Source organism: Streptomyces sp. NPDC018045, from assembly GCF_044327445.1.
Classification (GTDB): Bacteria; Actinomycetota; Actinomycetes; order Streptomycetales; family Streptomycetaceae; genus Streptomyces.
Map to the genome: position 1 here is coordinate 508,562 of NZ_JBIRFL010000003.1, position 15,863 is coordinate 524,424.

At 72.1% G+C, this 15,863-nt stretch carries 15 protein-coding genes; 7 read left to right on the top strand and 8 right to left on the bottom strand.

Annotation, left to right across the window (positions count from 1 at the left end; all coding sequences use genetic code 11):
- Window positions 1–14 precede the first annotated feature (14 nt).
- The 5 genes from ACH4EB_RS09900 to ACH4EB_RS09920 all read left to right on the top strand — a co-directional run bounded on the left by ACH4EB_RS09900 (window position 15) and on the right by ACH4EB_RS09920 (window position 6,848).
- Complete coding sequence (locus ACH4EB_RS09900) at window positions 15–1,478, top strand: glycosyltransferase (RefSeq protein ID WP_398346875.1); 1,464 nt, start codon at window positions 15–17, stop codon at window positions 1,476–1,478.
- Complete coding sequence (locus ACH4EB_RS09905; protein WP_398346876.1) at window positions 1,475–3,691, top strand: ArnT family glycosyltransferase; 2,217 nt, start codon at window positions 1,475–1,477, stop codon at window positions 3,689–3,691. The genes ACH4EB_RS09900 and ACH4EB_RS09905 overlap by 4 nt, the downstream gene beginning before the upstream one ends.
- Window positions 3,692–3,805: 114 nt before the next feature.
- Window positions 3,806–5,491, top strand: coding sequence for an MFS transporter (locus tag ACH4EB_RS09910; RefSeq protein ID WP_398346877.1), 1,686 nt, complete (start codon window positions 3,806–3,808; stop codon window positions 5,489–5,491).
- A 43-nt stretch (window positions 5,492–5,534) separates the two neighbouring features.
- Window positions 5,535–6,443: a TetR/AcrR family transcriptional regulator gene (locus tag ACH4EB_RS09915; protein ID WP_398346878.1), complete on the top strand. Its 909-nt coding sequence runs from the start codon at window positions 5,535–5,537 to the stop codon at window positions 6,441–6,443.
- A gap of 168 nt (window positions 6,444–6,611) precedes the next feature.
- The gene (locus ACH4EB_RS09920) at window positions 6,612–6,848 is read left to right on the top strand and encodes a chaplin (protein ID WP_398346879.1); all 237 of its coding nucleotides are present in this window, start codon (window positions 6,612–6,614) and stop codon (window positions 6,846–6,848) included.
- A gap of 97 nt (window positions 6,849–6,945) precedes the next feature.
- Here the strand turns inward: ACH4EB_RS09920 and ACH4EB_RS09925 are convergent, their stop codons facing one another.
- The 6 genes from ACH4EB_RS09925 to ACH4EB_RS09950 all read right to left on the bottom strand — a co-directional run bounded on the left by ACH4EB_RS09925 (window position 6,946) and on the right by ACH4EB_RS09950 (window position 13,633).
- Window positions 6,946–7,803 carry a YceI family protein gene (locus tag ACH4EB_RS09925; RefSeq protein ID WP_398346880.1) on the bottom strand — a complete coding sequence of 286 codons (858 nt, stop codon included), beginning with the start codon at window positions 7,801–7,803 and terminating at the stop codon, window positions 6,946–6,948.
- 280 nt (window positions 7,804–8,083) lie between these two features.
- A complete protein-coding gene (locus tag ACH4EB_RS09930) occupies window positions 8,084–10,666 on the bottom strand; it encodes an MFS transporter (RefSeq protein WP_398346881.1) in 2,583 nt (860 codons plus the stop codon).
- Between the two features lie 11 nt (window positions 10,667–10,677).
- On the bottom strand, window positions 10,678–11,148 hold the full coding sequence (locus ACH4EB_RS09935; RefSeq protein ID WP_398346882.1) for a MarR family winged helix-turn-helix transcriptional regulator: 471 nt from the start codon (window positions 11,146–11,148) through the stop codon (window positions 10,678–10,680).
- A 351-nt stretch (window positions 11,149–11,499) separates the two neighbouring features.
- Entirely contained in the window at window positions 11,500–12,033 is a 534-nt protein-coding gene (locus ACH4EB_RS09940; protein ID WP_398347067.1) for a TetR/AcrR family transcriptional regulator, read from the bottom strand.
- A gap of 22 nt (window positions 12,034–12,055) precedes the next feature.
- Entirely contained in the window at window positions 12,056–12,892 is an 837-nt protein-coding gene (locus tag ACH4EB_RS09945; protein WP_398346883.1) for an alpha/beta fold hydrolase, read from the bottom strand.
- A gap of 75 nt (window positions 12,893–12,967) precedes the next feature.
- Window positions 12,968–13,633, bottom strand: coding sequence for a class I SAM-dependent methyltransferase (locus ACH4EB_RS09950; RefSeq protein ID WP_398346884.1), 666 nt, complete (start codon window positions 13,631–13,633; stop codon window positions 12,968–12,970).
- Between the two features lie 149 nt (window positions 13,634–13,782).
- Between ACH4EB_RS09950 and ACH4EB_RS09955 the strand changes: the two genes are divergently transcribed.
- Window positions 13,783–14,001, top strand: a complete 219-nt coding sequence (locus ACH4EB_RS09955; protein WP_398346885.1) for a hypothetical protein — start codon at window positions 13,783–13,785, stop codon at window positions 13,999–14,001.
- 36 nt (window positions 14,002–14,037) lie between these two features.
- Here ACH4EB_RS09955 and ACH4EB_RS09960 read toward each other — a convergent pair whose 3' ends face one another.
- Entirely contained in the window at window positions 14,038–14,382 is a 345-nt protein-coding gene (locus tag ACH4EB_RS09960) for a hypothetical protein (protein ID WP_398346886.1), read from the bottom strand.
- A 330-nt stretch (window positions 14,383–14,712) separates the two neighbouring features.
- Here ACH4EB_RS09960 and ACH4EB_RS09965 point away from each other — a divergent pair, with 330 nt between their 5' ends.
- Window positions 14,713–14,913: a GntR family transcriptional regulator gene (locus tag ACH4EB_RS09965; protein ID WP_398346888.1), complete on the top strand. Its 201-nt coding sequence runs from the start codon at window positions 14,713–14,715 to the stop codon at window positions 14,911–14,913.
- Window positions 14,914–14,915: 2 nt separating this feature from the next.
- On the opposite strand, the gene ACH4EB_RS09970 is transcribed toward ACH4EB_RS09965, so the two are convergent.
- Window positions 14,916–15,824, bottom strand: a complete 909-nt coding sequence (locus ACH4EB_RS09970; protein ID WP_398346889.1) for an NADP-dependent oxidoreductase — start codon at window positions 15,822–15,824, stop codon at window positions 14,916–14,918.
- Between the last annotated feature and the right edge of the window lie 39 nt (window positions 15,825–15,863).

A 15,863-nucleotide genomic window follows, 5' to 3' on the forward strand; every position in this document is an offset into this window, starting at 1 on the left:
CGAGTGTCGGTGCCATGACGACGACACAGCCGGCCCATACCCCCCTGGGCTCCCTGCCGCCCCGTGAGCATCTGCGCCTCGGCCAGATCGACACGGTGCTCGATGTCGTGATCCCCGTCTACAACGAGGAGTCCGACCTGGAGCCGTGCGTCCGCCGGCTCCACGACCACCTCTCCCGCACCTTCCCCTACGGCTTCCGCATCACCGTCGCGGACAACGCGAGCACGGACCGCACGCCCGAGATCTCCGCGTCGCTGGACGAGGCGATCGACGAGGTGACGGCCGTACGCCTGGAGGAGAAGGGCCGCGGCCGGGCCCTGCGCGCCGTGTGGTCCCACTCCGACGCGCCGGTACTCGCCTACATGGACGTCGACCTGTCCACCGACCTGAACGCGCTGCTGCCGCTGGTCGCCCCGCTCATCTCGGGCCACTCCGACCTGGCGATCGGCTCGCGCCTGGCCCGCAGCTCGCGGGTGGTGCGCGGCCCCAAGCGGGAGTTCATCTCCCGCTCCTACAACCTCATCCTGCGCGGTTCGCTGGCGGCCCGGTTCTCGGACGCGCAGTGCGGATTCAAGGCCGTACGCGGCGATGTCGCCGAGCGGCTGCTGCCGATGGTCGAGGACAGCGGGTGGTTCTTCGACACCGAGATGCTGGTGCTCGCGGAACGCGCCGGGCTGCGCATCCACGAGGTGCCGGTGGACTGGGTGGACGACCCGGACAGCACCGTGCACATCGTGCGGACGGCCACCGAGGACCTCAAGGGCGTCTGGCGCGTGGGGCGCGCGCTGGCGACCGGCGCGCTTCCGCTGGACCGGCTCGCGCGCCCCTTCGGTGACGACCCGCGCGACCGCGAACTGACCGGCGTACCGCGCGGTCTGGCCCGCCAGATCCTGGGCTTCTGCGCGGTCGGCGCCCTGAGCACCCTGCTCTACCTCGGCCTCTACTCCCTCTTCCGGCTCGGCGTCGGGCCGCAGCCGGCCAACGCCGCCGCACTGCTGCTGTCGGCGATCGGCAACACGGCGGCGAACCGGCGGCTGACCTTCGGCGTACGGGGGCGGGAGCGCGCCGTCCGCCACCAGGCCCAGGGGCTCGTCGTCTTCGGCATCGGGCTGGCGCTGACCAGCGGGTCCCTGGCCGCGCTGGACGCCGCGACCGGCGACCCCGCGCACGGCACCGAGATGGCCGTGCTGGTGGCCGCGAACCTCGCGGCGACGCTGCTGCGGTTCCTGCTCTTCCGGGCATGGGTCTTCTCGGACCGGGAGCGGGACGGCGGGGGTGGCGGCAACGGTCGGCACGGCGGCAACGGTCGTATGAGCACACCGGGTCGGCATACCGCACCGGACCTGGACAGCGCACCGGGCCGGGGCACCGCGACAGGCCGGGGCACCGCGACGGGCCGGGACAACGCACCGGACCGCCACCCGGCCGTACCGAACCTCTCGCACCGCCCGCACCACCTCGGCAGGAGCGCCCGATGACCACGCACCACCCCCGCCTCACCGAACCGGCGGAGCCGACGGAGCCGACCGATCCGGCGGGCCCCACCGATCCGGCGGACTCCACCGATCCGGCGGGCCCGACCGAGGCAGCACCCGGCCCGGCCGCCCCCTCCGCCTCCCCCCGCTGGGCCCGCCCCGCCCTCCTCGCGCTGCTCCTGGCGTCCGCCGCGCTCTTCCTCTGGGACCTCGGCGCGTCCGGTTACGCGAACCAGTTCTACTCGGCGGCCGCCCAGGCCGGTTCCGCGAGCTGGAAGGCGTTCTTCTTCGGTTCGTCCGACGCCGCGAACTCCATCACCGTCGACAAGCCCCCGGCCGCCTTGTGGCCGATGGGCCTGTCCGTACGGCTCTTCGGCCTCAATTCGTGGGCGATCCTGGTGCCGGAGGCGCTGATGGGCGTCGCCACGGTCGGGGTGCTGTACGCGGCCGTACGGCGCCGTTTCGGGGTGGGCGCCGGGCTGTTCGCGGGGGCGCTGCTCGCGCTGACGCCGGTCGCCGCCCTGATGTTCCGCTTCAACAACCCCGATGCCCTGCTGTGCCTGCTGATGGTGTGCGCCGTGTACGGCGTGCTGCGCGCGCTGGAGGACGCCCGTACGAAGTGGCTGGTGCTGGCGGGTGTCTGCTTCGGCCTGGCCTTCCTGACCAAGACGTTGCAGGCATGGCTGATCCTGCCGCCGCTGGTGGTCGTGTACGCGGTCTGCGCACCCACGCGAGTGCGCAGGCGGTTCGGCCAACTCCTGCTCGGCGGGCTGACGATGGTCGTGTCCGGCGGCTGGTGGGTCGCGATCGTCGAGCTGTGGCCGGCCGGTTCGCGCCCGTACATCGGGGGTTCGCAGCGCAACAGCTTCCTGGAGCTGACCTTCGGCTACAACGGCCTCGGCCGCATCAACGGCAACGAGACCGGCAGCGTGGGCGGCGGCCGCCCCGGCGGAGGCGGGGGTGGGGGAGGCTGGGGTGACACCGGCATCACCCGGCTCTTCACCTCCGACATGGGCGGGCAGATCTCCTGGTTGCTGCCGGCCGCGTTCTTGCTGCTGGTCGCGGGGCTGGTCGTGCTGCGGCGGGCGGGGCGGACGGATGCCGCGCGCGCGGCGTTCCTGGTGTGGGGCGGCGCGCTGCTGATCACGTTCGCGACGTTCAGCTTCATGTCCGGGATCTTCCACCAGTACTACAACATCGCGCTGGCTCCGTACATCGCGGCGCTGGTCGCGATGGGCGCGACGCTGCTGTGGCGGCGGCGCGACCGCACCGCCGCCATTGTCGTTCTCGCGGGCACCGTCGCGGTGACGGCTGCGTGGGCGTACGTCCTGCTGGCCCGCTCGCCGCAGTGGCTGCCGTGGCTGCGCTGGTCGGTGCTGGCGGTCGGCGCCGTGGCGGCGCTGGGACTGCTGCTGTCCGTACGGATGGGCCGGCGGCTGGCCGTGGTGGCCGCCGGTCTGGGCGTGGCCGCCGGGCTGGGCGGTCCGGTGGCGTACGCGGCGAACACGGTCGGCACGGCGCACACCGGGTCGATCGTCACCGCCGGCCCGGCGGTGGAGGGCGCCGGGGGCCGGCACGGTGGCATGATCGTCGTCGGGGGGCCTGGACCCGGCGGAAAGGCAGGCAAGGACGGGAAGGACGGGAAGGACGGGAAGGACGGGAAGGGAGGCAAGGGAGGCAAGGACGGCCCGCCCCCTGGCCAGAGCCAGAACCCCGGCCAAGGCCAGAACCCCGGCCAAGGCCAGAACCCCGGCCAAGGCCAGAACCCCCGCCAGAGCCAAGGCCGAAACCCCGGCAGAACCCCCACCCAAGCCCCCGCCCAGGGCAACATGCTGGGCGGTCTCCTCAACGGTCAGCAGGTCGGCGCCAAGGCCAAGGCCGCCCTCCAGAAGGACGCGGACGACTACACCTGGGCGGCCGCCGCGACCGGCTCCCAGAACGCCGCCAGTTACCAGCTCGCCGCCCAGGTGCCGGTCATGCCCATCGGGGGTTTCAACGGCAGCGACCCGTCGCCGACGCTCGCACAGTTCAAGGAGTACGTACGCCAGGGCAAGATCCATTACTACATCGGCGGCGGAACGGGCGGCGGCTTCTTCGGGCCGAACGGTGCCCAGAAGTCCACCTCGTCCGACATCACGAGCTGGGTCGAGAAGTCCTTCGAGAAGGTGACCGTCGGCAATACGACGCTGTACGACCTGACGCGACCCGCCTCGTGATGTGACCAGAGGTCCGGCCTGCCCTCTCTCTTATTGGCTGTACGGCGTATAGCGCTCCCTGTACGGTGTAGATGTCCCGCTGCTCCGCTCGACCTCTCCGTACAGGGAGCCCGTATGTCCTCCGTGGCCTCCGGTGCCACTCCACCCGTGAGCCCGGCCCGCAATCCCACCCGCTGGCTCATCCTCGCGGTCATCTGTCTCGCGCAGTTGACCGTCCTGCTCGACAACACCGTCCTGAACGTCGCCGTCCCCTCGCTCACCGAGGAGATGGGCGCGACCACCGCCGACGTCCAGTGGATGCTCAACGCGTACTCGCTGGTCCAGTCCGGCCTGCTGCTCACCGCCGGCAACGCCGCCGACCGCTACGGCCGCAAGAAGATGCTCGCCCTCGGCCTGGTGCTGTTCGGCGTCGCCTCGCTCGCCGCCTCCCTCGCCCAGTCGCCCGGCCAGCTCATCGCGGCCCGCGCGGCCATGGGCGTCGGCGGCGCGCTGCTGATGACGACCACGCTCGCCGTCGTCATGCAGATCTTCGACGACGCCGAGCGCCCGAAGGCCATCGGCATCTGGAGTTCGGTCAACTCGCTCGGCTTCGCCGCCGGGCCGCTGATCGGCGGCTCCCTGCTGGCCCACTTCTGGTGGGGCTCGCTGTTCCTGATCAACATCCCGGTCGCCCTGATCGGCCTGGTCGCCGTGGTGCGGCTCGTCCCCGAGTCGAAGAACGCCAGCGGCGACCGTCCCGACCTGGTCGGCGCGCTGCTCTCCATGGTCGGCATGGTGGGCGTGGTCTTCGCGATCATCTCGGGGCCCGAGAGCGGCTGGCTCTCCGGCCGGGTGCTGCTCTCCGCCGCCGTCGGCGTCGTGGGCCTCGCCGTGTTCGCGCTGTGGGAACTGCACATACCGAACCCGATGCTGGACATGCACTTCTTCCGCAACAGCCGGTTCATCGGCGCGGTCTCCGGCGGCATCCTGGTGGCCTTCGGCATGGGCGGCTCGATGTTCCTGCTCACCCAGCACCTGCAACTCGTCCTCGGATACGGGCCACTGGAGGCCGGGCTGCGGATGGCGCCGCTGGCCCTGATGGTCGTCGCGCTGAACTTCACCGGCCTCGGTGTCCGGCTGCTGCCCAAGCTGGGCACCCCCGGCATGATCGTGGTGGGCATGAGCCTGCTGGCCGGCGGTCTGACCGCCATCGCCACCCTCGGCAGCGACAGTTACGGCGGCATGCTGCTCGGCCTGCTGCTGATGGGTGTCGGCGTGGCGTTCGCGATGCCCACCATGGCCAACGCCATCATGTCGTCGATCCCGGTGGAGAAGGCCGGAGTGGGCGCGGGCGTGAACGGCACGCTGATGGAGTTCGGCCAGGGCCTGGGCGTCGCCGTCCTCGGCGCGGTCCTCAACTCCCGCTTCGCCGCGCTGCTGCCCGCGGTCGCCCTGGGTGCCGGTTCGCTGCCGGCCGCGCTGGCGATGGCCCGTACGGACGCGGACCGGGCAGCCGTCCACGACGCGTTCGCCTCCGGCATCGGCACCAGCCAACTGGTCGGCGCGGCCGCCGTCTTCCTCGGCGGGCTGCTCGCGGCCTTCCTGCTGCGCCGTGCGGAGCGCGGCCTCCCGACCGCCGGCACCCCGGCCGCCGAAGACCCCGCGACGGAAGGCCCCACCACCGGAGCTGCCGCCACCAAAACCCCCGGCACCGAGGCCGCCCTGTCCGGAGCCGCGTCGTCCGGCGCCATGGCGCCCGGATCCGCCGCCCCGGAAGACGGCTCCGTACGCCCGCGTCCGGCCGCCGCCCGGCCGGAATAGCATCGACTCCGTACCACTGCGTGAACGAAAGGGAGGGCGCGAGATGGCAGCGACTTCGAGCCGCGCCGGGAAGCAGCCGAGGAGTGTGTGGCTGGCCGAGCGCCCCCCGGTGAAACGGAAGGCGGAGCAGCCGGCCGGACTGGACCTCGACAAGATCGTCGCGGCCACGGTCCGGCTGCTGGACGCCGAGGGCCTGGCGAAGTTCTCCATGCGCCGCCTCGCCGCCGAACTCGGCGTCACGGCCATGTCCGTCTACTGGTACGTCGACACCAAGGACGACCTGCTGGAACTGGCCATGGACGCGGTGGCCGGCGAACTCGACCTGCCCGACGAGTCCGACGAGCGGGCCGACTGGCGCGACCAGCTCCGCCACCTGGCCTTCGAGTACCGCAAACTGCTGCTCGCCCACACGTGGCTGCCCAGGCTCCTGGGGGAGTACCTCAACTTCGGGCCGCGCTCGATGGCGTTCTCCAACGCGACGCTGCGGGTGATGGCGCGCAGCGGCCTGTCGAAGGAGTCGACGTCGGGCGCGCTGGCCGCCGTGTTTCAGTTCGTCTACGGCTTCTGCAGCATCCAGGGCCAGCACCGCGCCCACTGCCGGGCCGAGGGCACCACCCTGGACGAGTACTTCCAGCAGGTCGTGGAGGCGGTGCGGGACCGCCCGCGCTTCGCCGAGACGATGGAGCTGTCCGTCAACGCCACGTACGCCCGTGAGGAGCTGTCGGCGGAACAGCGGCTGTCCGACGACTTCGCCTTCGCCCTCGAACTACAGATCGCGGGCATCGAGGCGATGCGCGAGCGGGAGCGGCAACAGGAACGGGAGCGGGGACAGGCGACGGCCGCAGCGAATGACGCCGCCGACGTCACCGACGCCGCCGCAGCAGCCGGCACCGGCGTCCCTCCCGCCTCTTCCACCACCCGCACCAGAACGGATCAGACCACCAAAAGGTAGCTGACGGCGGCCCTATCACCTCGCCCCCCGGGTACGGGCGTCGAGCGCGTCCGGACGGGTGAAGGGCCCCCGCCGAACGTGGGCATCGGCGGGCGCGGCGGTTTCCGGTCACCGCGCCGTGTGTACCTCTTTTCTGATCATTTCTCAGCGCAGCGTAAGGAGCTCCACATGCGCGTTCGTACCACCATCAGCGCGGGTGTCCTGACCGTCGCCGCCGTCTTCGGCAGCGTCGGTACCGCCGTCGCCGACGCCGGGGCGGGTGCCAAGGTCGCCAACTCGCCCGGCATCCTGTCGGGCAACGCCATTCAGGTACCGATCGACCTCGGCCTGAACCTCTGCGGCAACACCATCGACGTCATCGGGCTGCTGAACCCCGCCACGGGGAACAAGTGCAAGACCAACTGACGGGACTCCCCGCACGACGGTGCCCCGCCCCTTGCAGCGCTGCAAGGGGCGGGGCACCGTCGCATGCGGCCCCCGGTCGGGGTATGGGCCGCGGTCGTCAGGCCGTGGGCAGGTTCTCGCCCTGTACGGCCTGGATGTCCAGCTCGACCCTCAGGGTCGTGCCGATCGCCGCGATTCCGGCGGCGACGACCTGGTTGTAGTTCATCTTGAAGTCCTCGCGGCGCAGCTCGGCGGTGGCGTTGAAGGCCGCCCGCACGCCGCCCCACGGGTCGGGGCCGGTACCGAGGTAGCTCAGGTCCAGGTCCACCGGGCGGACCACGCCGCGCAGCGTCAGGTCGCCGTGCACGGTCCAGCGGTCGGGGCCGGCCGGCTCCAGGCCGGTGCTGCGGTAGGTCATCTCCGGGTACTGCTCGATGTCGAGGAAGTCCCCGGTCCGCAGGTGCCCGTCGCGCATCCCGTTGCCGGTGTCGATCGACGCCGTCCTGATGACCGCCTCGACCGACGACTTCTCCAGGTCCTCGGCGATCTCGATGCGTCCCGCGAAGTCCAGGAAGCGGCCGTGCACGCTGGTGATGCCCAGGTGCTGGGCGGTCGCCGCGACCGTCGAGTGCGTCGGGTCGATGGTCCAGGCGCCGGGCGGCGGCAGCTCGGCCCCGCCCTGGCGGGCCAGCACCACGGTGCCGACGTCCATCCGGCCGCTCGCCGTCACGATCGCGCTGGAGGCGACCGGCGCGTAGCCGACGGCCGTCACGATCACCGTGTACGGGCCGGGGGCCAGCGGCTGCGCGTCCCGTGCGACACCGTCCTCGTCGGCCGCCGCGCGCAGCACCTGGGTGCCGGTCATGTCGGTGACGGTCAGCACCGCGTGCTGCACCGCCCAGCCGTCCCGTGTACGGACCTGTGCGCGTACGCCCGCGCCCTTGGCCGCTCCCGCTGCCGCGCCCGTCGAAGTCATTCCCACTCCCGTTCTTGCCTCTCACATGTCGGGCTCCGGGCGGCGGCACGCAGGCCGTCCCCTGCCTGTGCGCGTGCCGCCGCCGGAGCCCTGGGGTCCGGTCCGCGCTGCCTCTCCGCTCAAAAGGACACCGTGAACCGGGGTCTTGTCCCCCGGCCCTACCGGGGGTCCCGGTCCTGCCGGGGCTTCCGGCCTGACCGGGGCTTCCGGACGTGTCCGGGTCCCGGCTCACCGGGGTCCCCGGGGGCCCGCCGCCGTACGGCGACCCCCGGGCCCGGGATCACTCGCCGGGGTGGGCGAGCTCGACGTCGTAGCCGTCGACCCCGCGCGCGTCGACCGTCAGGCCGTTGGCGACCGGCGGGTAGCCGCTCGCGATGACCGTGTAGTCGCCCGCGTCCAGGTCGGTGAAGGCGTACGCGCCGTCCTCACCGGTGGTGGAGTTGGCCACGACGTTGCCCGCCGCGTCCACGAGCGTGACCCGCGCGTCCGGCAGCGGACGCCGGTCGGCTCCCGCCCGTACGATGCCCTGCACCCGGGCGCCGGACAGCAGCTCGATCTCCATCCGGGTCGTGCCCTGCCCGCCGACCTCGGCCGGCAGTGCCGTCGGCCGGAAGTCGGCCGCGTTGACGGCGATGGTGTACGTGCCGGGGGCCAGCTCGTCGAAGGAGAAGAAGCCCTCCTCGCCGGTCTTGCCGGTGGCCAGCACCTCGCCGCGCACATCGGTGACCACGACCATCGCGTCCGCCACCGGCTCGCCGGTGACCGCGCTGCGGACCTGGCCGCCGAGGCCGCTGGTGCCGCTGAGCAAGATGTCGTACGCCAGGGCCTCCTCGCCGACGACGACCGTGGACGCCTGCGGCTGGTGGCCGTCGGCGGCCGCGATCAGCACGTACGAACCGGCGCCGGGGGCGTTCAGTACGTACGAACCGTTGGCCTGGGCGACCGAGCGGCCGAGCTGACGCCCGCTGAGCGAGATCAGCGTGACCGCGGAGTTCGCGACCGGGTGGCCCTCGGCGCCGCGGACGGAGCCGTGGATCGCCGGGCCGGCCGGGACCTCGTCACCGCCGCCCGCCGAGGCGTACGCCGCCAGCGGCTGCGTGGTGGCCGACGCCGTCGGCTGCTGCGCCCAGGAGGGCGCCCGGCCGTCGTCGTCCAGGCCCACCGGGGCACCCGCGCCCACCAGGGCGGGCTCCGGCTGCGGTGCCGTGGCGGCGGCCGCACCGGCGGCCGCGGGGGCACCGGCCGGTGCCGCCTCGGACTCGCCGGACTGCGCCAGACCGCCCTGGGTCTTCAGCGCGACCTCCTTGATGAACAGCGTCACCAGGAAGGCGAGCAGCGCGCACGGAGCCGCGTACAGGAAGACGTCGGCGACGCCGTGCCCGTAGGCGCTCTCCATGATCGTCCGGAAGGGGGCGGGGAGCGCGTCGAGGTCCGGGATGCCGCCACCGCCGCCGGCACCGCCCTGGGCGAACTTGGCCGCGGCCTGCGGGCCGAGTTCCTGCACGCCGTCCTTCACGTAGTGCGTGACGCGGTTGGCGAGCACCGCACCGAGCGCCGAGACGCCCACCGCACCACCGAGGGAGCGGAAGAAGGTCACGACGGAGGAGGCGGAGCCGAGGTCCTGCGGGGCGACCTGGTTCTGCGTGCACAGCACCAGGTTCTGCATCATCATGCCGATGCCGAGACCCATCAGCGCCATGAAGATCGCGATGTGCCAGTACTCGGTGTCGTACCGGATGGTGCCCAGCAGGCCGAGGCCCGCGGTCACCAGCACGCCACCGGAGACCAGCCAGGCCTTCCAGCGACCGGTCTTGGTGATGATCTGACCGGAGACGGTCGAGGAGATGAACAGACCGCCGATCATCGGGATCGTCATGATCCCGGACATGGTCGGCGACTCGCCGCGCGCGAGCTGGAAGTACTGGCTGAAGAAGACGGTGCCGGAGAACATCGCGATACCGACGAACAGCGACGCCATCGAGGCAAGAGTGATCGTCTTGTTGCGGAACAGCCGCAGCGGGATGATCGGCTCGCTCGCCCGGGACTCGACGAACACGAAGATCGCGCCGAGCACGATCGCGCCGCCGACCATGGCGAAGGTCTGGCCGGAGATCCAGTCGTACTTGTCGCCCGCCAGGGTCACCCACACCAGCAGCAGCGAGACCGCGGCGCTGATGAAGAACGCACCCGCCCAGTCGACCTTGACGTCCCGCTTGACCACGGGCAGCTTCAGGGTCTTCTGGAGGACGATCAGGGCGATCACCGCGAACGGCACGCCGACGTAGAAGCACCAGCGCCAGCCCATCCAACTGGTGTCGGTGATGACGCCGCCCAGCAGCGGGCCGCCGACGGTGGCGACCGCGAAGGTGGCGCCGATGTAGCCGCTGTAGCGGCCGCGCTCACGCGGGGAGATCATCGCGGCCATGACGATCTGGGCCAGCGCGGACAGTCCGCCCACACCGATGCCCTGCACGACCCGGCACGCGATCAGCATGCCGGAGTTCTGCGACAGACCGGCCACCACCGAGCCCGCCACGTAGATCACCAGCGCGACCTGGACCAGCAGCTTCTTGCTGAACAGGTCGGACAGCTTGCCCCACAGCGGGGTGGTCGCGGTCATCGCCAGCAGCGACGCGGTGACGACCCAGGTGTACGCGCTCTGGCCGCCCTTGAGGTCATGGATGATCTCGGGCAGCGCGTTGGAGACGATCGTCGAGGACAGGATGGCGACGAACATGCCGAGCAGCAGCCCGGATATCGCCTCCATGATCTGACGGTGCGTCATGGGCGCCCCGTCGGGAGCCGGGTGGCCCCCGTGCTTGGCGTGGCCGCCCCGCACACCGGATGGTGTGGTCGTAGCCATGTGGTTCCTTTTCATTCCGCGGGTGTGCGGGTGGTTTCGTGATGCGCCCGGATACGGCAGTCGCCGAAGCTCGTACGGAGCCTGGCGAGCAGCTCGTTGAGACGGCCGACGTCGCTGTCGGACCAGTCGTCGAGATACCGGGCGAGTGATGCGGTGTAACGCTCGGAGAGCTCCGCCAGGAGCAGCCTGCCGCTCGGTGTCAGCCGCAGCAGCCGCGACCGCTTGTCCTGCGGGTCGGGCTCGCGCTCGATCCAGCCGCGCTCGGCGGCGTGGGCCACGTGCCGGCTCGTGACCGACATGTCGATCGCGAGCAGCTCCGCCAGCTTGCTCATCCGCATCTCGCCGTACCGGTCGAGCAGGGTGAGCACACCGGCCGAAGCGGGCGGACAGTCGGGCGGCAGGATCCGCCCCATCTCCCGCTTGACGGCACCGATGGCACTGAGCTGCCGGGCCAGCTCCTCGTACTGACTCTGAGCGGCCATGGGCACCTCCGCACTTCTTCTTTTGTTGCCTTGAGCAACCGTAGAACCACTTGGTTGCTGAAGGCAAACGATTCCTTGTCTGGGGGAGGTAAAGGAATCCAAAAGGTTGGCAAGATCAACGGTCAAGGTGGTGCGGTGAGGGTGTAAAGGCGCAGGTCAGGGCGGGGGCGTGAGCATGGCGGCCCGGTCCCCGCCGACGGCCTGGGCGGGCACGCCGTCGTGAACCGAAGGGCACGGGACCGGAGGGCGCGGATCCGGGGGCGCGGATCCGGGAGGGCGCAGGACCCGGAGGGGCGGCCCGGACCGCCGCGGAGGTGCCCGCCCCGGCGGCCCGCCTCCCGCGTATCCCGGTCACATGGCGCGCAGGCCCCGGTCGGCGAAGGTGATCAGCCACTCGAAGCTCTCGTCGACATCGGCGCTCCACCGGAAGCCGTCGGCCGCCTGCAACGTGGCGAAGCCGTGGCAGAGGCTGCGGAGCATCCGCAGGGCGTGGTCCACGTCGGACGCCGCGATCTCGTAACCGCGCAGCACCGCCGTGAACGTGCTGAGCAGCCGCTGCCCCGCGGCTGCCAGCGGGTCGTCCGGCCCGGACGGTTGCCTGCCGATCGTCGCGGCGTACCGGCCGGGGTGCTCCAGGACGAAGGTGCGGAAGGCGCGGGCCGCGGCCGCCAGGGCGTCGCGGCCCGCGTACCCCTGGACCGCGCGGCCGACGGCATCGGCCGCCTCGCTCAACGCCAGGGCCGCGATACGCCGGTTGAGGTCTTCCTGGCCGCCCACGTGCTTGTACAGGGACGGAGCGCGCACGCCCACCCGCTCGGCCAGCAATCCCATCGTCAGGTTGGCGATGCCCACCTCGTCGGCGAGGGCGGCGCCGGCCGTGACCACGGCCGCCGGGTCCAGGCCGGCCCTAGGCACGAGCGGCGTCCGTTCCAAGGAATCCGAGCATCAGCGAGACCACCTGGTCGGGGAACTGGTCGTGCGGGTAGTGCCCGGCGCCCTCGATCATCTCCAGGCGGCCGAGGCCGGGCGGCAGGGCATCGATGATGGCCGCCCCCTCGGCGTGCGGGTCGGCCCAGTCGGGGTCGCGTGTGCCCATCACCACCAGGACCGGGCGGCGGACGTTGCCGAGCTGCGCGCCGGCGTCGGCCGGGGTGCTGCGGCCCATGCCCTGGAGAGCCTTCATCCGGCCCGGCTCGCGCAGCAGGGAGTCGATACGGCCGAGCCGCTCGGCCCAGTCGTCCGGCTTCCCGCCGGGGTAGGCCACATCGAGGTACGCGCGCCACAGCGGCACGCTGCCGAGCGCGCCCGCGCCGAGCAGCCGCAGCATGCCCTGCCGGAAACGTTTCACCCGCAGGTCGCCGAGGCGGACCGACTGCTTGCGGGTGAACGGCGCCACCTCGACCACCGCGGTGATCAGCGAGGGCTCCCGCGCCGCGGCGATGGTGGCCGCGCCGCCGGAGATCGAGTGGCCGACGAGCACGGCCGGACCGCCCAGGTGCCGGACCACGGCGAGCAGATCGCCGGCGATGGCGGTACGGCTCCAGGCCGGCCAGCCGACGCTGGATTCGCCGCAGCCACGCAGGTCGACCGCGGCGACCCGGTGGCCCGCCGCCACCAGAGGCGGGATCAGGGCGCGGTACGCGGCGCGGCTGTCGCCCATGCCGTGCGCGAGAACGGTCAGCGGGCCGGACCCCGTCACCTCGTAAGCGATCGTGCCGCCGTCGACGGCCAGGTACTCGGTCAAGGTGCCCCCAGGCGTGGCTAATGTCATTAGCCAAAAGCTAAGAGTATTAACCACTGTGTGTCAACGGCGGAACGATCACCGGGGCACCTGCTGGGTGACGCGCCACAGGCGGCGCGGCAACTCGCCCTCCTCGAAGGCGTGGACCTCGGTCAGCCGCCAGCCCTCGGCCAGGGCGACGACCAGCCGGCGGGGGAAGAAGTGCACGGCGAAGCCACCGTGCTCGTAGATGTCGTCACCGTGCACGAGGCCGGTGCCGTGATGCGCGTCGCCGGTGTGGCGCACGGTGTAGACGAAGGTGCCTCCGGGCCGCAGTACGCGCCGGACCTCCCGGACCACCGCGTGAATCTCCTCGGTGGACAGCGCCATGCACAGCAGCATGTGCGCGAAGACGGCGTCGACCGAGGCGTCCGGCAGCGGGAGCGGCTCGCGTACGTCGTGCACCACGCAGTTCACCCGCTCGCCGAGGCCCTGCTCACCGGCCGCCTGCCGCAACTGCAGCAGACCGGCGGCGGAGAAGTCGGCGGCCCGCACGGAGAAACCCTCGCGGGCGAAGTGCAGGGCGTCCCGCCCGTGACCGGCCCCCAGCTCCAGCACGTCCCGTGCCCCGGCGGACCGGAAGACGGCGGCGGCGTACCGAGCGGGTGCGCTGGGCCGCCGGCCGTACATACCGGGCTGCGAGCCGTACGTCCGCTGCCAGTGCTCCCGCTGGGCCCCGGCCAGGTCCTGCCCGTCACCGCTCACGGCTCGCCCGCTCCCTTCGTCCGGGCCAGGAAACCACGTGGGGCCGCGGCCGGGTCCGCCGCACGCGCCGTCGGGCCGCCGCAACTGTGCTGTGACGCACGAGGCCCAGGGGTGTGCCGCACATGCCGGGTTCGCTAGGGTCCTGGCCTATGGCGAACTACCAGCAGAACCCGGCCAACGGCCAGCACGACCCGGCCGGCAGCACGCAGATGTTCCGCGCCTTCGTGGACGAGGGCGCCCCCGAGCCCGGCGGCCGTCGGGCCGCGGTACGGCAGCAGGCGTCCGGCGGGCCCCGCGTCGGTGTCATCGTCGGCGTGATCGTCGCGATCGCGGTGGTGGCCGCGGCGGCGTGGCTCGCGCTGAGCTGACCGGCCGCGCCCCGGCCGCGCCGTCCTGACGTCCCCTCACTCGGCCGCCGTCAAGCGGCCGACGATCTCCTTTCCGCTCCCCACGCCCGGGCCGGGAATCCGCCGGCCTCGGCTGTCGGCGACCCGCAGCGCGTCATGCAGCGCCTCGACCAATCGATGGGCGAGGAAACGCAGTTCACTGGCGGACGCGGTGGATTCCCCCAGCAGCGCCCCCGCGTGATCGAGCAGCTCCGTGCCCATGTCGAGCTGCGCCGCCTCGACGTCGTCGGCGAGCCGCGACGCGTAGCCGTCGCCGTCCGTCGACAGCAGGCACTGCTTACCGCCCTCCTGAGACCAGGGCAGCAGCCGCAGCCCCGGCACGGGCCCCGCTTTCCCGCTCACGCGGCGAACTCCCCAGGGAACGCGCTGAGGCGCGCGACGAGCCGGGCTTGCCGCGCGTGGGCGTGCGCCTCGAAGGCGGCGAGGTACGGCCGTACGAGGGCGGAGGCGTGGCCGTCCAGGGAGTGTCGAGGGGGTGGGGCGCGAGCCTGGCGGCGGGGAGGGGGGCACTGGCGCGCAGAGGGTTGTGAAGGGCGTAGGCGGCGTGGGTGAGAGGAGTTCCCTCACCCTTGCTGCGAGTCGGAGGATACGGTGACGCACATCGGCGCTCCTTGGGCAGCGTTGGCCGCGCCCCGGGAGTGGTGCCAGCACTCGCCGGGGCTTCATTCTGTGGTGCGGTCGCGCATCATCAGCGGCGCCTACCCGCCACGTCACCTGACCTCCGAGGTGAAGCTTGAGCAGGAGTTCGGCCTGGTGCGTGTGACTGTCCGGAAAGCCACCGCCGCCCTCCGGGAGAAGGGGCTGCTCGTCACCCAGCCCGGCATGGGGTCCTTCGTCTCCAAGGATCTGCCGGAGGGCGCCGGCGAGGCGTGACCTCAGACGACGATGACCCGGCGTCCGCGCGTGTGGCCGGCCTGGCTGTCGGCGTGTGCCGCCGCGGCCTCGGCGAGTGCGTACGTCTTCTCGACGGGGATGTGGAGCCTTCCCCGCGAGATGAGGCCGACGGCCTCGGTGAGGGCTTCCGGTACGTTCCCGGTCACGCCGGAGTACCGGGCGCCGAGGTCCGGCGCGTCGAGGTCGGCGATGGAGATCACCTTTCGCGGGTCCCCGGTCAGCTCGACGAGTTCGCGGATCACGCCCGAGCCGGCCAGGTCGAGTGCCGCGTCGACAGGGCCGAGCCGCCGGACCCGTTCGACCCAGCCCTCGCCGTACGTCGTGGGGGTGGCGCCCAGGCTCCGCAGATAGTCCTGGTTCGCGGCCCCGGCGGTGCCGATCACCGCGATGCCGCGGTCGCGGGCGATCTGTAGCACCGCCGATCCGACTCCCCCGGACGCGCCGCTGACCAGCAGCGTCTGTCCGGACTGCACGCCGACCTCGCGGATGACGCGGAGCGCGGTCTCCACGACGGAGGGGTACCCGGCCGCCTCCTCGAACGTCAGGCCCCCGGGCATCCGGGCCCAGGCCGACAGCACGGCGAACTCGGCGTAGGTGCCCGATCCTCTGCCGAAGACGTGGTCGCCGGCCTCGACCCCGTCGACGCCTTCGCCGACCTCGTCCACCACTCCGGAGGCGTCCTGCCCGACTCCGGCGGGCAAGGTGATCGGCCGGTGCGGCGTACGGCGCTCTTTCTGGAACTGACCTGAACGGATGCGCCAGTCGACGGGATTCACGCCCGCCGCCCGCACGGCGACACGTATCTGGCCGGGGCCCGGGTGGGGCTCCTCGGCGTCGGTGAGGTGCAGAACATCCGGACCGCCGAACTCGGCGAAGCTCACTCTCTTCATGCGGCCGAACGTAACACTAACGGTTAGCGTTTAACAGCG

What these genes read in the sequence shown, in the direction of transcription:
- ACH4EB_RS09920 (WP_398346879.1), top strand. Translation starts at nt 6,612, where the DNA reads ATGCGCGTTCGTACCACCATCAGCGCGGGTGTCCTGACCGTCGCCGCC.
- ACH4EB_RS09910 (WP_398346877.1), top strand. Translation starts at nt 3,806, where the DNA reads ATGTCCTCCGTGGCCTCCGGTGCCACTCCACCCGTGAGCCCGGCCCGC.
- ACH4EB_RS09930 (WP_398346881.1), bottom strand. Translation starts at nt 10,666, where the DNA reads ATGGCTACGACCACACCATCCGGTGTGCGGGGCGGCCACGCCAAGCAC.
- ACH4EB_RS09905 (WP_398346876.1), top strand. Translation starts at nt 1,475, where the DNA reads ATGACCACGCACCACCCCCGCCTCACCGAACCGGCGGAGCCGACGGAG.
- ACH4EB_RS09915 (WP_398346878.1), top strand. Translation starts at nt 5,535, where the DNA reads ATGGCAGCGACTTCGAGCCGCGCCGGGAAGCAGCCGAGGAGTGTGTGG.
- ACH4EB_RS09935 (WP_398346882.1), bottom strand. Translation starts at nt 11,148, where the DNA reads ATGGCCGCTCAGAGTCAGTACGAGGAGCTGGCCCGGCAGCTCAGTGCC.
- ACH4EB_RS09900 (WP_398346875.1), top strand. Translation starts at nt 15, where the DNA reads ATGACGACGACACAGCCGGCCCATACCCCCCTGGGCTCCCTGCCGCCC.
- ACH4EB_RS09925 (WP_398346880.1), bottom strand. Translation starts at nt 7,803, where the DNA reads ATGACTTCGACGGGCGCGGCAGCGGGAGCGGCCAAGGGCGCGGGCGTA.
- ACH4EB_RS09955 (WP_398346885.1), top strand. Translation starts at nt 13,783, where the DNA reads ATGGCGAACTACCAGCAGAACCCGGCCAACGGCCAGCACGACCCGGCC.
- ACH4EB_RS09970 (WP_398346889.1), bottom strand. Translation starts at nt 15,824, where the DNA reads ATGAAGAGAGTGAGCTTCGCCGAGTTCGGCGGTCCGGATGTTCTGCAC.